This is a genomic window from Rugosimonospora africana (assembly GCF_016862975.1).
Lineage (GTDB): Bacteria > Actinomycetota > Actinomycetes > Mycobacteriales > Micromonosporaceae > Rugosimonospora > Rugosimonospora africana.
The window spans coordinates 14787-29595 of the sequence record NZ_BONZ01000033.1 but is presented as its reverse complement, the minus strand read 5'-3'; the positions used below and the strand labels follow the sequence as shown (position 1 = coordinate 29595).

Sequence of the window (14809 nt, the reverse complement as noted above, 5' to 3'; positions counted from 1 at the left end):
GCCGATGTCCGGTCCAGTCTCCGCCCCCGCGCCCAGCGCCCTCCCGGTGATCGTCGTCGGCGGCGGTCCGGTCGGCATGACCTTCGCGACCGCGCTCGGCCAGCGCGGGATCCCGGTCGTGCTGGTCGAGGCCGAACCGGTGGCGAAGACCGACTGGCGCGCCTCGACCTTTCACCCGCCGACGCTGGAGTTGCTGCGCGACATCGGGGTCGTCGACCAGATGCTGGCCGAGGGCCTGGCCGTCCCTCGGTACCAGTACCGGGACCGGCGCGCCGGGGTCGTCGCCGAGTTCGACTTCGGCGTACTGGCCGGCGAGACGCCGTACCCGTACCGGCTCCAGCTCAACCAGCAGCACCTGGTACGCATGCTGGTCGAGCGCTCCGCCACGGTGGAGGCGATCCGCCTCGAATTCGGCTGCCGGCTCACCGGACTCGTCCAGCGCGACGACCGGGTCGAGGTCACCGTGCGCACCGGTGACGGCGAGCGGCGCCTGGCCGGCTCGTACCTGGTCGGCGCGGACGGAGCCAGCAGCACCGCGCGCAACCTCCTGGGTACCGGCTTCGAGGGCTTCACGTATCCGGAGCGGTTCCTGATCGTGAGCACCTCGGTGGACATGCGCGAGCTGCTGCCGGACATCGCTGACGTCAACTACATCGCCGACCCGGACGAGTGGCTGTTCCTGTTGCACACTCCGGAGTCGTGGCGCGCGGTCTACCCGGTGCCGGCCGGGCGCGACCGCGAGGAGGCGACCGACCCGGCCGACCTCCAGCGGCACCTGCAGGGGATCGCGCCGCTCCCGGGCGGGTACCCGATCATCGATTCTCAGCTCTACAACGTGAACCAGCGGGTGGCCGGTGCGTTCCGGGTCGGCCGCGGCATGCTCATCGGCGACGCCGCACACATCAACAGCCCGCTGGGCGGCGTCGGTCTCAACAGCGGCATCCACGACGCCATCGACCTGGCCCGGAGGTTCGGGCGGATCTGGTTCGACGGCGCCGCGCCGGAGGCCGAACTGGACGCGTTCGCCGCGCTGCGTCGCCGGGTGGCGGTGGAGTACGTGCAGGCGGACACCAAGCGGAACACGGAGCGGCTCAGCGAGCGGGACGAGACCCGCCGCGCGGAGCACCACGCGCGGCTGCGCGCGATCGCGGGCGATCCCGAGCAGGCCCGGGCCTGGTGCCGGCGCGCGTCGCTGCTGGAGAGCGTGCAGCGCTTCGGTGTCGGCCTGCCCCCAGCGGAGGTCGCAGGCCGCCTGGCGGCGGCTGCGGCCGGTTCACGCGGCAACGTCGCCGGCTGATCTGACACCGGCTGAGCTGACAGAGGTGATGTCGTGGACACGAACGAGTTGACCGGCTCCGACCGGCCGCATGATGTGGCGCAGGAAACCGAACTTGACGCGTTCTATGCCGACCTGGCCGCCGCGCACCTGCATCCGTTGTGGCGCATCACCCGGGAGCTGCTGACCGCGACGCCCGCACCCCGGGCCGTCCCGTGGCTGTGGCCGGCGTCGGTGATGCTGCCACTGGCCCGGCGCGCGCTGCGGCTGGTACCCGTCGATCGGGGCGGTGAGCGGCGGGTGCTCAGCCTCGGCAACCCGGGCATGCCCGGCTCCCCGTACGCGGCCGGCACGCTGTGGGGTGCCATCCAGTGCCTCGGGCCGGGGGAGACCGCACCGGCGCACCGGCACTCGCCGGGCGCGATCCGGTTCGTGCTGTCCGGTACCGGCGTGTCGACCACTGTCGACGGGGACGCCTGCGACATGTACCCGGGCGATCTGGTGCTCACCCCGTCGTGGAACTGGCACGACCACACCAGTACCGGCGACGGTCCGATGTTCTGGTTCGACGGCCTGGACCTGCCCATGGTGGAGGCGCTCGACGCGGTCTTCTTCGAGCCGTACCCCGACTTCCGGCAGCCGGACAGCGAGCCGCACAACCGGTCCGAGCACGCGTACGGGCCGGACCGCACCCGGTACGCGGAGGGCGACGCGCAGCCGCTCGACCCGCGGCCGTCTCCGCTGCTGGTGTACCGGTGGGCGGACACCGACGCCGAGCTCACCCGGCTCGCGTCCCGGCGCGACGAGGCCATGGTCAGCCTGGAGTTCGTCAACCCCCAGACCGGAGCCAGCGTGCTGCCCACGCTGAGTTGCGCGATGCACCGGCTGGCGGCCGGGGGCGCGACCGCGCCCGTGCGCCGCACCGGCAACACCGTCGTCGTGGTGTTCCGCGGCAGCGGGGCCAGCGTGGTGGACGGGGTACGCATGGAGTGGTCGGACGGCGACATGTTCGTCGTACCGTCCTGGTCGGCGGTCGAGCACGCCAGCGCGATCGGCGCGGACCTGTTCACCCTCGGCGACGCGCCGGTCCTGCGGGCACTCGGGCTGTACCGGGAGCAGCGGCTGCCGGCACCGCAACAGGTACGCGGCACGTTCCCGCACGGCGACTGAGCCGCTGGCCCACCGGGGACGAAACGGTGACCGGTCGCGACACGACATACCCATCAGGGCAGCGGCGGGCCGGGCGCCGGCCGCGGAGGAAGGAACATCCATGAGGCTGGCCATCTTCGACGAGTACCGGCTCGGCGTCATCACCGGCGACACCGTCACCGGCGAGACCGTCGCCGACGTCACCGACGCACTGCCCTGGCCCCACGACCCGGATCCGCTCACCGCCGGTTGGTGGCGGCGGCTGTGCCGGGACTTCGCCGGCGTCCGGGACCGGCTCGCGTCGGCGGCCGCGTCCGCGACACCGCGGCCGTTGTCGTCGGTGCGGCTGCGCGGCCCGGTGCTCGGGCCGTCGAAGATAATCGCCGCGGCGAGCAACTACGCCGAGCATGTCGCGGAGATGCACGGCGTCCAGGAACGCACGCTGGGCCGGGTCGAGCCGTGGATGATGGAGTTCGACGCGTTCCTGAAGGCACCGTCGGCGATCGTCGGGCCGGCCGACGACATCGTGCTGCCGCCGGCCGTGCTCGCCGCCGGACACGAGGTGCACCACGAGTCGGAGCTGGTCGTGGTCATCGGCACCGGCGGACGGGACATCCCCGCCTCCGCGGCGCTGGATCACGTGCTGGGATACACGATCGGGCTGGACATCACGGTACGCAGCGACGGCGACCGGTCGCGGCGCAAGAGCTATGACACGTTCAGCCCGCTGGGCCCGTGGCTGACCACCGCCGACGAGGCGGGCGACCCGGCCGACTTCGACATCGAGCTGCGCTGCGGTGACAGCCTGCGACAGAAGGTCAACACCGGGGCGATGCTGACCCCGGTACCGGCGATCGTCGCGTACGCGTCGTCGGTCATGACGCTGGTACCCGGCGACGTCCTCTTCACCGGCGCCCCGCCCGGCGTCGGTCCGATCACGCCAGGTGACGTCCTGCACGCCAGCATCAGCGGTCTCGGGGACCTGCACATCGCCGTGCGCTGACCCCGAGGTCCGCCGGCCGCCAGCCGGGAACCGTCAGACCGCCAGCGCGCTGACCGCGGCCCGCCCGGATGCCCGGCCGGATCGAAGGCGTGAGACCCGATCGAAGACGGCGAGGCCGGATCAAGGACCGCCAGCCGCCAGCCGCCGGGCCTGCGGATTCTCCGCGACACCGCCGCGCAGTTGTCCGCATAGAGGAACCTGGCGACAAAAGAGTTCCGCAAGATGGACATGCGCCGGTGGCGGTCCTAGGGTTTCGACAAGGTTTCCACAGCGCAGTTTCACCGGCTCAGCGGCGCGAGCCCGGGCGTCCGACAGGGGCTGCACGCAGCGTCCGCCGTCACATCCGAAATCCCGGGAAGCCCGTGGGGCCGCGCTCGCCGGTACGCCATCGGAGGTCAACAGTGCGCAAGGTCGTCGGGGTCAGCGTCGCGTTAGCCACGGTCGCCGCGCTTGCCGCGGGGTGCGGTGGCGGCGGAAGCGGTTCGGGCAGCGGCTCTTCTGGCGGTCTCACCGACGTCAACGTGGGATACGTCGCGTTCGACGACGCCGCCGTGCTCTTCCTGGCCACCGAGAAGGGCATCTTCGCCAAGCACGGCTTGAAGGTGAAGCTGTTCGAGGCGGCCTCGCCGACACCGATCGTCGCGTCGATGGTCAGCGGGCAGTACCAGTTCGGGTTCGTCACCACGCCGGTACTCATCAACACCAACCTCGGCGGGCAGAAGCTGAAGTGTGTGTCGGTGGTCGACGGCCAGGTCGACCCGAACAGCGACAGCGCCGCCTTCGTCGCGTCCGCCAAGAGCGGCGTCACCAATCCCGCCCAGCTGAGCGGGAAGACCATCGGCGTCGTGCAGCTCTCCTCGATCAACCTGCTGGAGGCCAAGAAGATCGCCGAGGATGCCGGCGCCAAGAACGAGAAGTTCGTCGCCATCCCGTTCCCCCAGATGCCGCAGGCGTTGGCGGACGGCCGGATCCAGGCCGCGGTCGTCACGTCGCCGTTCCTGCAGATCGCGTTGAAGGCCGGTGCCAAGCCGCTGGCGTACCCGAATTCGCAGCTGTTCCCGAACGGGACCGTGTACTGCTTCGGCGCGACCGCGAAGTACCTGAGCGGCAACGCCAAGACCGCCCAGCAGTTCCAGGACGCCATCAACGAGACGACCGTGTACGCCAAGACGCACCTCACCGAGGAGAAGGCGACACTGGTCAAGTACCTGAAGCTGTCCGCGGCGGACGCCCAGGCGCAGGAGATCGCGAGCAATTACATACCCGAGCTGAACGTGCAGTCCATCTCGCAGACCCAGGACCTGATGAAGCAGCAGGGGGCCATCAAGTCGACGGTCGACCCGAACTCCCTGATCTGGACCCCGCCGTCATCGAACTGACGTCCGCCGCCGTGGGGCGCCACCGGGTGGCCCGCGGCGGTGTGAACCGTTCAACCACCGGAAATGCTGAGGAGTTGCGGTGACCGACACCGTGAATGCGGCGCGGACCGACCTGGCCGAGGTGCGCGTCGCTGGCGAGGTTGTCCCGGCGGACGTGACCGGCGTGCACAACCCGGCGCGCACCGACGAAATCGTCGGCGAGGTCGCGCTCGGTACGGCCGAACACGTGGACCGGGCGGTCGCCGCCGCCGACGCGGCCGCGTCCGGCTGGGCCGCGCTCGACCCGCACGAGCGGGCCGAGCTGCTGCAGGCCGGGGCGGACGCGCTGGACCCGCACCGCGAGCGCCTGGCCGAACTGATGACGCGCGAGCAGGGCAAGGTGCTGTGGGAGTCGCGGCTGGACGTCGGCGGCGCCGGGCACATCCTGCGGTACTACTGCGGTCTGGCCGACGAGCTGACCGACGGGGTGTTCCGGTCCGACGAGCGCGGCACGGTCTGGACCGGCCGGCGCCCGGTCGGCGTCACCGGTGTCATCGTCCCCTGGAACAGCCCGGTGTACCTCGGGTTCCTGGGGCTGGCGCCGACTCTGATGGCCGGCAACACGGCGGTGGTCAAGCCGTCCGAGCTGGCCCCGCTGGCGCTGACCGAGGTGCTGCGCGTCCTGGCCGGGCACCTGCCGCCGGGGGTGTTGAACGTGGTCCCGGGCACCGGTGAGCCGGGCGCCGCGATCGCCCGGCACGACCGGGTACGCAAGGTGTTCTTCACCGGCAGCATCGCCACCGGGCAGCGGGTGCTGCGCGACGCCGCCGGCAACCTGAAGAACGTCAGCCTCGAACTGGGCGGCAACGACCCGGCGATCGTGCTAGAGGACGCCACGGTCACCGACCGGATGGTCCGCGAGCTGGTATCCGGCGTCTACACGCTCAGCGGCCAGGTCTGCTTCAACGTCAAGCGGATCTACGTGCACTCGTCGCGGTACGACCAGTTCGTCGAGCGCTTCACCGCGGCCGTCGACGAACTGGTCGTCGGGGACGGGCTCGACCCCTGCGCGACGATGGGCCCGCTCAACAACCGCGCGCAGTACGACCGGGTGGTCAGCCTGGTCGACGGCGCCCGGGCCGCCGGGGCCACGGTCCACGAACTCGGGCACAAGCTGTCCGAGCGGGACTGGGACCGCGGGTACTTCCTGCCGCCGATGGTGGTGACCGGCCTGGCGCCGGACGCGGAACTGGTCGCGACCGAGCAGTTCGGCCCGGTCGTGCCGGTGCTGCCGTTCGACGACGACGACCGGGCGGTGGCGATGGCCAACGCGACGGAGTACGGCCTGGCCGCCTCGGTGTGGACCGACGACCGGGAGCACGCGCGCCGGGTGGCGCGCCGGCTCGAGGCAGGCAGCGTGTTCGTCAACGTGCACCGGATCGGCGCGTCCGACGTGTCGATGCCGTTCGGTGGCTTCAAACGCAGCGGGATGGGCCGCAACCACGGCGTGGCGGCGCTGAACGCGTGTACCGAGTCGCAGGTGATCGCGGACTGGATCGACGTGTCCGGCCTGCCCGGCCCGGAGAACTTCTCCGGCCCCGCGGGTGCACCCGGTCCCGCGGGCGTACCCCATCCGGCAGGTGCGCCCGGCGCGGGCTCGGCCGGCGCCGGCCCGGCCGACGCGACCGGAGGTGGCGATGGTCAGCGGTAGCCTGCGGATCGCCGCCCGGGTCGGCGTCTTCGTCCTGGCCCTCGCGCTCTGGCAGGTGCTGAGCGCCACCGGGGTGCTGTCGAAGGACTCGTTCCCGACGATGACCAGCACCGTCAGCGCACTCGGGCACCAGCTCGGCACGCGGGAACTGTGGGCGGCCGTCGGGCAGACCCTCCAGGGCTGGGCGCTGGGCATGCTCATCGGCGGCGGGCTGGCCATCGTCGTCGGTTCGCTGCTGGGTTACAGCCGGTTCGCGTACCGCAGCGTCATCCCGGTCATCGAGGTTCTGAAGACGGTACCGGCGATCGCCATCCTGCCCCTGGCGATCATCATCTTCGGAGCCACCATGCAGATGAAGCTGTTCCTGGTCTCGTTCGGCATCTTCTGGCCCCTGACCATCCAGGTCATCTACGGCGTGCGGGCGGTCGACCCGGTGGTGCGCGACACCGCCCAGGTGCTCCAGGTGCGCGGCCTGCGCCGGTTCGGCGTCGTCACGCTGCCCAGCGCGGCGCCGTTCCTGGCCACCGGGCTGAGGGTGGCCGCGGCGACCGGGCTGATCCTCGCGGTCATCGCCGAACTCATCGGTGGCGCCGCCGGGCTCGGGCTGGGCGTCCTGACCGCGGAGAACGCCGGGCCCTCCGAACTGCCGGACATGTACGCCCTCATCCTGGTGACCGGGCTGCTCGGCGTCGTGGTCACCGGCGCGTTCATGGCAGCCGAACGCCGGCTGCTGCACTGGCACGAGAGCCAGCGCAACCGAAGCTCGGCACGGGCGTCCTGAGGGAGCGGGTATGTCGACCACCAACAGCCCCCGCGACGCCGGCGGCACCACGCTGCCCGCCTCAGCTCCGGCGACGGCGCCCGCGGTGACGGTCCCGGACGTGGCACCGGCCGGATCCGGGTCCGCCGGCCGGCCCGGCGCGCCCGCCGGCAATGGTCAGCGGGGCCCCGCCGGCAACGGACGGAGGCGTGCGCCGGCCGCACTGCGCGCGCTGGCGTCGGTCTGGCGGCTGTGGTTCTTCGCCGCGCTGATCGTCGCGTGGTGGCTGGCGTCGGCGTCCAGCAGTTCGCCGTACTTCCCGCCGCTGTCGGAGATCCTGCACCGCCTGGTCGACCTCTGGATCACCGGTGACAGCAAGAAGGATCTGGTGCCGAGCCTCGAACACTTCGCCATCGGGTATGCGATGGCCGGGGCGATCGGGGTCGTCGGCGGCGCGCTGCTCTGGTATTTCCGGCACGTCCGGGACGCGATCACCCCGCTGCTGTACTTCGTCTACGTCATCCCGTCCGCCGCGATCCTGCCCGCCATCATCGCCGTCCTCGGCATCGGCAACGGCATGAAGATCGCCATCATCGTGCTCGCGTCGGTATGGCCCACCCTGCTCAACACTGTCGACGGCATGCGCGGCGTGGACCCGCTCCAGCTGGACACCGCCCGGGTACTGCACATGTCGCCGCTGCGTACGGTGCGTTCCGTCGTCCTGCCCGCCGCGCTCCCACAGATCATGGCGGGCTTGCGGAACAGTCTCCAGATCTCGATCATCATGATGGTGGTCAGTGAACTCGTCGCGTCGACGTCCGGCATCGGGTTCTTCATCCTGGACGCCCAGCAGCGGTTCGCGATCACTGACATGTGGACCGGCATCATCGTGCTCGCCGTGGTGGGCAGCCTGCTGACGCTCGTCTTCGTCGCCGTGGAAAGGCTGGTGCTGGGCTGGTACATCGGCGCCCGCGCCGTGGAAGGGAAGAGGTGAGCGCGATGACGACATCCAGAGGCGGCGTCGCGACGGACCGGGAACCGACGGCCCGCGGGTCGGGTCCGGTGCTGTCCGTCGAGTCGCTGCGCAAGGTCTACAACGCCGGGCGCGCGGACGAGCGGGAGGCTATCGCCGACGTCTCGTTCGAGGTGGAGGCGGGGGAGTTCGTCTGCATCGTGGGCCCGAGCGGCGCCGGCAAGACGACCCTGCTGCGCTGCCTGAGCGGGTTGCTGCCGCTGACCTCCGGTACGGCCCTGTTCGAGGGCGCCGCGATGCAGCGGGTACCGGAGCAGGTCGGCGTGGTCTTCCAGGACTACAGCAGGTCGCTGTTCCCGTGGCTGAGCATCAGCCGCAACATCGCGGTACCGCTGAAGGTGCGCAAGGTGGACCGGCAGGCCCGGGAGCGGCGGGTCCGCGAGGTACTCACGGCGGTCGGGCTCGGCGACGTCGGCAAGCGGTACCCGTGGCAGCTGTCCGGCGGCATGCAGCAGCGGGTGGCGATCGCCCGGGCGCTGGCGTACCAGCCGGACCTGCTGTTCATGGACGAGCCGTTCGCTTCCGTCGACGCGCAGACCCGCTTCGACCTGGAGGACCTGATTCTCCGGGTACGCGACGAGTACGGCGTCACGATCGTGCTGGTCACCCACGACATCGACGAGGCGGTGTACCTCGCCGACCGGGTGATCGTGCTGTCCCCGGCGCCGAGCCAGGTCAAGGAGATCGTGGCGGTCGACCTCGCCAAGCCGCGCAGCCAGGCCGTCACCCGGTCCGACGAACGGTTCACCGCGCTGCGCCAGCACCTCCTCGAACTGGTGACCGCGTCATGACGCGGCCGGACCGGACAGTGGCCGGCGCGCTGCTCGACCTCGTCGCCGACTGGGGCGTGAACCGGCTGTTCACCTGCCCGGGCAGCACCGAGGCGGCGGTACTGGACGCGATGGTGGACCGCGACGACCTCGACCTCGTACTGACCACGCACGAGGGCGTCACCGTCTCCATGGCCGACGGCCTCGCCCGGGCGACGGGTGCGCCCAGCCTGGCGTACCTGCACGCGAACGTCGGCCTCAGCAACGGCCTGGCCAACCTGTACGCCGCGCAGCTCGCGTACTCCCCGGTGGTCGTCCTCAATGGGCTGAAGCCGGCCACCATCCAGGCGCGCAGCGGCTTCACCACCGCCCGCCGGACCCGTGACCTGGTCGGACAGTTCGTCAAGGACGACTGGCAGAGCCTGACCTCCGACACCGTGGTCGAGGACGTCAACCGTGCCTTCACCCTGGCCGTCGCCGAACCGGCCGGCCCGGTCTGGGTGGGGCTGAGCCAGGACCTGCTGGACCGGCCCGCCGACGCACCCCAGCCGAATGTCTCCGCACACCGGGTCGACACCCGGGTCGCGCCGTCGCGGGCCGCGCTCGACTCGGCGGCGCGACTGCTCCGCCAGGCACAGGCGCCGGTGCTCATCGCCGGCAGCGAGGTCGGCCGTGCCGGCGCCGTACCGGCGATGGTCGCACTCGCGCAGCGGCTCGGCGCGCCGGTGTTCATGGAGGAACGGCGCAGCTTCGAACGGCCCGGGTTCCCGACCGGCCACCCGAACTACCGCGGCGACTACGACGTGAACCACCCCCTGGTCCAGCAGGCCGACGTGCTGTTCTTCGTCGGTGGGCGGGTGTTCCACGAGTTCGAACCGGCGAAGCGGCCGTCCCTCCCGCCCGGCGCCACCGTGGTGCACAGCCACCCGGACGCCCAGCAGATCGGGCGGATCTACGGCGTCGACGCCGGGCTGGTCGGCGACCCGAGGCTGGTCCTCGAGGCGCTCGCCGAGCTGCTGGGCGTCGACGCCGACCGGCCCGCGCCACCGCCGGTACCCGCCGCGGAGGTGCCGCCCGCCGATCCGGACGCGCGTTACCTGCGCCCGGTCGACGCGGTGCTGGCCGTCACCGAGGCGCTGTCCGGCAGCACCCTGGTCGGGGACGTCACCACGGCCGGCGGGCTGCTTCAGCGGTACGCCGACAAGCCCACCGGCGAGTCGTTCTTCGTGAGCTCGTCGGGGTCGCTCGGCTGGGGAATGGGCGCCGCGCTCGGCGTCCAGCTGGGCCAGCCGGGCCGGCACGTGGCGGCGATTCTCGGCGACGGGGTGTTCCAGTTCGGCGTCCCGGCGCTGTGGACCGCCGCGTACTACCGGATCCCGGTCACCTTCGTGGTGCTCAACAACCAGCGGTACGCGGCGGTCGGAGCGGCCCTGCGCCGGTTCGGCGGCCGGGCGGTCCAGACCCACGAGTACCCGGGTACGGACCTCGCCGGGCCGCGCATCGCCGAGGTGAGCACCGGCTTCGGCGTCCCCGGCGTACGGGTCACCGGGCTCGCGGACCTGCGTGACGAGCTGCGCTCGGCGCGGTCGGCGGACGGGCCGGCACTCATCGAGGTGATGACAGACCCGGACGACTTCGGTCCGTGACGTCTCCCGCGACCGGGCCCCGCACCGGGGCGAGTGCGCTCAGAACCCGCTCGCAGCGAACGGGTTCGATGGTGAGCCCATGCTCAAGGCTCCAGAGCCAGTAGTCGACGCAGCGGGCGACGACCCAGCCGTACGCGACCTCGACATCGAGGCTCCCGGCCTCGGCGACGACCCGGAGAAGGCGGCGTACGTCGGCGTCGGTGCTCAGTTCGTCGGCGCGGTTCCACATCAGTTCGGGTACGGAGTACTCCGGGGCGCCGTGGAGCGCACGGGCATCGACGGCCAGCCACGGTACCCGCGTCGCGGCCAGTACGTTGCCGTAGTGCAGGTCGGCGTGGATCAGCACGTGCTGGCCTGCGCCGGCCAACTCCTGTGCGTATCGGCAGGCCGCTTCCGCCCAGCCCGCCGGCACGGGGTCGCCGAGTGCTCGCTGGCGCCGGGGCAGACTCTCGCGGATCCCGGCCGCGACCTCGTGCAGGGTGCGCAGCCCGGCAGGCGCCGGCACGGCGAGGGTGCGGATGAGGGAGCCGGCGACCTCCGCCGCGTCCCAGAGCGGCAGCGCGTGCAAGGACCGGGTGTGGTCCAGGCGCTCCAGCAGCAGAGCACCCGCGTCCGGCTCGGCATCCAGGAGACCCACCATGCCGCGGCCGTGCCATGCGCGCAGCGCGATCGCCTCGTCCCTGGTGCTGGCCTCCGGCCAGGTCACCTTCAGCGCCAGCCGCTGCTCGCCACGACGGACGAGGACCACGAGACTCAGGGCCCCGTACAGCGGCTCGGTACCGTCGATGGTCAGGCCCCACCGATCGAGGAGCCGATCCACGATCATCGGCAGCGACCGTACCCACTGCCGGCCAGACTCGCCGTCGGCGCGGATGCGCCACTCCGCGAACCGCTCCGGCACTGCGATCACCGATGGGATCCCTCTCCCGTTGTCAGTTGGCGAAGTCCGTGATGCCGGACAGCGCCTGGCCGCTCCAGTTGAACAGCGCCTGATTGTCCCAGCCGTCGCCCGAGTTCGGGTTGGTCGGGTCCCAGCCGTTGCCGGCGACCGCCGTCCAGGTCGGTTCCCAGTAGAAGTAGCCGAGGCCGCGCCCGTTGGGCACCGCCTTGATGGCGTTGATGACCGCGAGGAAATTGGTCCGCTGCCCCGCCTCCGTGGCCGGGTACCCGGACGTCAGCTGTGAGGAACTCGAGATGTTGTTGCCCTGCGAGTCGGCGTTGCCGAGGGTGAACGGGTACGCCGTCTCGGCGATCACGATGGGCTTGCCGTACCGGCTGGCCAGGTCGGCCAGCGTGGTCTGCAGCCCGGAGAACGTACCGCTCCAGTACGAGTAGTACGACAGCCCGATCACGTCGAACGGCACGTGGTACGCGACAGCCTCGTCGAACCACCAGCGCGCCTGCGAGTCCATGCCCCCGTTCGCGATGTGCAGCATCACCTGAGTGGACGCGGACACCGCCTTGACCGCGTTGTACCCGGAGACGAGCAGCCCGGCCAGGTTGCTCCACCCACCGGTGCCGCCGGTGAGCTGGCCGACCGGCCACAGCATGCCGGAGTTGATTTCGTTGCCGACCTGCACCATGTCCGCGGTGGCGCCGGCCGCCCGCAGCGCGTCACACACCGAGTACGTGTAGTTGTAGACCGCGGTCTCGAGCTGGCTGAGGTTGTCGTTGCGCCACGCTGCCGGAGTCGCCTGGTGGCCCGGGTCGGCCCAGGTGTCGGAGTAGTGGAAGTCGACCAGCAACTTGAGCCCGGCCGCCTTGACCTGCCTGGCGAACGCGACGACCTTCGCCTGGTTGTTGTACCCGCTGGCCGGGTTCACCCAGATCCGCAGCCGGACGTAGTTCATCCCGGCCGCCTTGAGGATCTGCATCGCGTCGCCCTGGGTGCCGTTCTGGTTGGAGTACCGGGCACCGAGGTCCTCGGCGCGCTGGAGCGTGGACAGGTCGGCGCCGCGGATGGACAGCGGCGTGGCGGCTTGCGCCGGAGCCTGCCCGATACCGGTCAGCATCGCCGCGCACAGCACGCCGGCCATGCCGGCACGCAGGAACACCGTGGGACGCATGACCCACCTCCACCAGTGCGAACGGAATCTGGAAGCGCTCCCATTATTCGATGTGCATCAATGCGAGTCAAGCGTGCCCGTGCCCGTGGGTTCAGCCGGCCGTGCCCATGGGTTCAGCCGGCCGTGCCCATCCAGTCGTGCCGGTAGTGGGACCAGTCGGCGGCGGTCGCGGTGAAGTCGACGTACACCGCCACCCCGAAGTTCCGCCGGGACGGGTGCGCCCCGAGCGCCAGCCGGACGCCGCGTAGTGCGGCGGGCATCGTCTCGGCGGCGCGGTGGTGGCGCAGGCTGTCGTCGTGATACGCGGGTACCCCGATGAACAGCGCGACACCGGCCGGTACCGCGTCCAGCGCGAGTCCGGTGAGCCGCCGCACGTAGCCGCCGTACAGGGACGCGGTCCACAGCCCGGTGTCGTACGCCATGACCGCGACCTGGTCGACGTTGCCGGCGAGCCGGCGCAGGTACCCGGGCGACCACACGCCCTTCCGGCCCGGCATCGCCGCGACGACGCTGCCGAGGCCGGGCAGCGGGGCCAGCAGGCTCGCCGACAGCGACAGGATCGCGTGGCGCGCTCGGGTGAGCCGGTGCGCGGCGCCGAGGAGACCGACCAGGTCGGGATCGCCGTTGTCGACCGGCTCGAAGTCGTAGTGGACACCGTCGTACCCGTCGTCGAGCACCTGCCCGGTGGCGGTGAGGATGTTCGCGCGGGTGGTGGGTGAGCGCAGATCCAGCTGTCCCGGTACCGGGTGGGCGCCCAGCCATGCCTGTACCCGCACGCCGGGCAGCGCCGCGTGCAGCGCGCCGATCAACCAGCGTGCCTCGGGGCGCAGCCCGGGATCCAGGGTGCCGTCGTCGCGGAACGGTCCGGTGTGGACGAACAGGTCGTGGATGCCGGTACCGCGCAGGGATGCCGCCAGTCTGTCCACATCGGACTGTGACTTCCGTCCGTCCACCCAGGCATGCCCGAGCCACTCCGCGTCCTGACCGGTGCCGCGGGCGGCGGCACTCGGCGTACCCGAATCCTCCACCACCAGTGCCACCCAGCCGGCGGCCAGCAGCACGGCCAGGCAGGCCACGACGGCGGCGAGCGCGAAGCCGGCGCGCCGCGGCCACCCCCGGCGCCGCGGTGTCCCGGGCGCGCCGCCTGCGGTAGCCGTGTCCGCGACCGCCGCGTCCGTCACGGACGCACTTCTCACCGCCGCGTCGCCTGGGCCCGCGTCGCCCGGCTCCGCGTTGCCTGGGCCCGCGTCCCCCGAGCCCGGGGAAGTCTCCACCATGGGCGCGATCCTGACACGGCGACGACCCGCAGCCGTGCGCGCGAGGCGGGTGCAGCCGGACCGTGGCAGGATCATTACGTGATCCAGACACTCCCGAGAGTGGTGCCGGCGTCACCGGGCAAGCCGGTTCGCCCCGAGGCGCACGAGGTCCAGCGCACGTCGCGCACCCTGGCGCGGGATCCGTCCACGTGGTCACCCGAGGCCGCGCACGCGGCCGTGCGGCGTTACCGGGAACTGGCGCCGCACTGGAACGACGAGCGTGGCGGATACCGGCCGCTGCCCCTGGCCGACGCGCTGGCCCGCGGTGACGTGCCGCGCGGCGGCCGGTGCGTCGAGGTCGGCTGCGGCACCGGCCTGCTCACCCCGATGCTGACCGAGGTGTGGTCCGAGGTGGTGTGCCTGGATCTCACCTGGGAGATGCTGCGCCGTTCCCCGGCGCCGTGGCGGATGATCGCCGACGCGTCCCGGCTGCCGCTGCCGGCCGGCTGGGCCGACGCCGTGGTGCTCGCGGACGTGCCGCTGTTCGCCGGCGAGGTGGTGCGGGTGCTGGCGCCCGGTGGGGTGGTGGTGTGGTCCAACGCGCTGGGCACGGAGGCGCCGCATCACGTACCGGTCGAGCTGGTGCGCTCGGTACTGGAGCGGGCCGACGGCGGCGCGTCGTGGTCGGCGGTCACGTCGGACGCCGGCTGGGGACTCTGGGCGGTGCTGCGCCGCGGTTGAGGGCCGGCCCAGCCGGAGTACGTGATCGCGGTCGGTGACT

13 protein-coding genes are annotated in these 14809 nt (G+C 71.7%); 10 read left to right on the top strand and 3 right to left on the bottom strand.

The window, feature by feature from the left end:
• The first annotated feature begins 4 nt into the window (after positions 1-4).
• The 9 genes from Raf01_RS17545 (at position 5) to Raf01_RS17505 (ending at position 10706) form a co-directional block, all read left to right on the top strand.
• The gene (locus Raf01_RS17545) at positions 5-1297 is read left to right on the top strand and encodes an FAD-dependent oxidoreductase (RefSeq protein WP_203918983.1); all 1293 of its coding nucleotides are present in this window, start codon (positions 5-7) and stop codon (positions 1295-1297) included.
• Between the two features lie 33 nt (positions 1298-1330).
• Positions 1331-2446: a cupin domain-containing protein gene (locus Raf01_RS17540; RefSeq protein WP_239133686.1), complete on the top strand. Its 1116-nt coding sequence runs from the start codon at positions 1331-1333 to the stop codon at positions 2444-2446.
• A gap of 100 nt (positions 2447-2546) precedes the next feature.
• Positions 2547-3428 (top strand): fumarylacetoacetate hydrolase family protein, encoded by an 882-nt coding sequence (locus Raf01_RS17535; RefSeq protein WP_203918982.1) that lies wholly within the window; start codon positions 2547-2549, stop codon positions 3426-3428.
• A 401-nt stretch (positions 3429-3829) separates the two neighbouring features.
• Complete coding sequence (locus tag Raf01_RS17530; RefSeq protein WP_203918981.1) at positions 3830-4807, top strand: ABC transporter substrate-binding protein; 978 nt, start codon at positions 3830-3832, stop codon at positions 4805-4807.
• A 79-nt stretch (positions 4808-4886) separates the two neighbouring features.
• Entirely contained in the window at positions 4887-6497 is a 1611-nt protein-coding gene (locus tag Raf01_RS17525) for an aldehyde dehydrogenase family protein (protein ID WP_203918980.1), read from the top strand.
• Positions 6484-7278, top strand: a complete 795-nt coding sequence (locus Raf01_RS17520) for an ABC transporter permease (protein WP_203918979.1) — start codon at positions 6484-6486, stop codon at positions 7276-7278. The genes Raf01_RS17525 and Raf01_RS17520 overlap by 14 nt, the downstream gene beginning before the upstream one ends.
• A 10-nt stretch (positions 7279-7288) precedes the next feature.
• The gene (locus Raf01_RS17515; protein WP_203918978.1) at positions 7289-8251 is read left to right on the top strand and encodes an ABC transporter permease; all 963 of its coding nucleotides are present in this window, start codon (positions 7289-7291) and stop codon (positions 8249-8251) included.
• 5 nt (positions 8252-8256) lie between these two features.
• The gene (locus Raf01_RS17510; RefSeq protein WP_203918977.1) at positions 8257-9081 is read left to right on the top strand and encodes an ABC transporter ATP-binding protein; all 825 of its coding nucleotides are present in this window, start codon (positions 8257-8259) and stop codon (positions 9079-9081) included.
• A complete protein-coding gene (locus tag Raf01_RS17505) occupies positions 9078-10706 on the top strand; it encodes a thiamine pyrophosphate-binding protein (RefSeq protein WP_203918976.1) in 1629 nt (542 codons plus the stop codon). Before Raf01_RS17510 ends, Raf01_RS17505 begins: the two co-directional genes overlap by 4 nt.
• Here the strand turns inward: Raf01_RS17505 and Raf01_RS17500 are convergent.
• The 3 genes from Raf01_RS17500 to Raf01_RS17490 all read right to left on the bottom strand — a co-directional run bounded on the left by Raf01_RS17500 (position 10666) and on the right by Raf01_RS17490 (position 13953).
• Positions 10666-11616 (bottom strand): aminoglycoside phosphotransferase family protein, encoded by a 951-nt coding sequence (locus tag Raf01_RS17500; protein ID WP_203918975.1) that lies wholly within the window; start codon positions 11614-11616, stop codon positions 10666-10668. The genes Raf01_RS17505 and Raf01_RS17500 overlap by 41 nt on opposite strands.
• A 22-nt stretch (positions 11617-11638) precedes the next feature.
• The gene (locus tag Raf01_RS17495) at positions 11639-12772 is read right to left on the bottom strand and encodes a glycoside hydrolase family 53 protein (RefSeq protein WP_203918974.1); all 1134 of its coding nucleotides are present in this window, start codon (positions 12770-12772) and stop codon (positions 11639-11641) included.
• 113 nt (positions 12773-12885) lie between these two features.
• Complete coding sequence (locus tag Raf01_RS17490) at positions 12886-13953, bottom strand: glycoside hydrolase family 18 protein (RefSeq protein WP_203918973.1); 1068 nt, start codon at positions 13951-13953, stop codon at positions 12886-12888.
• Positions 13954-14127: 174 nt separating this feature from the next.
• Here Raf01_RS17490 and Raf01_RS17485 point away from each other — a divergent pair, with 174 nt between their 5' ends.
• Entirely contained in the window at positions 14128-14769 is a 642-nt protein-coding gene (locus Raf01_RS17485; protein ID WP_203918972.1) for a class I SAM-dependent methyltransferase, read from the top strand.
• The last annotated feature ends 40 nt before the right edge of the window (positions 14770-14809 follow it).

Bases quoted from the DNA above. Each gene is read 5' to 3' on its own strand.
- Raf01_RS17545 (WP_203918983.1), top strand. From the start codon at position 5: ATGTCCGGTCCAGTCTCCGCCCCCGCGCCCAGCGCCCTCCCGGTGATC.
- Raf01_RS17535 (WP_203918982.1), top strand. From the start codon at position 2,547: ATGAGGCTGGCCATCTTCGACGAGTACCGGCTCGGCGTCATCACCGGC.
- Raf01_RS17520 (WP_203918979.1), top strand. From the start codon at position 6,484: ATGGTCAGCGGTAGCCTGCGGATCGCCGCCCGGGTCGGCGTCTTCGTC.
- Raf01_RS17515 (WP_203918978.1), top strand. From the start codon at position 7,289: ATGTCGACCACCAACAGCCCCCGCGACGCCGGCGGCACCACGCTGCCC.
- Raf01_RS17510 (WP_203918977.1), top strand. From the start codon at position 8,257: ATGACGACATCCAGAGGCGGCGTCGCGACGGACCGGGAACCGACGGCC.
- Raf01_RS17505 (WP_203918976.1), top strand. From the start codon at position 9,078: ATGACGCGGCCGGACCGGACAGTGGCCGGCGCGCTGCTCGACCTCGTC.
- Raf01_RS17495 (WP_203918974.1), bottom strand. From the start codon at position 12,772: ATGCGTCCCACGGTGTTCCTGCGTGCCGGCATGGCCGGCGTGCTGTGC.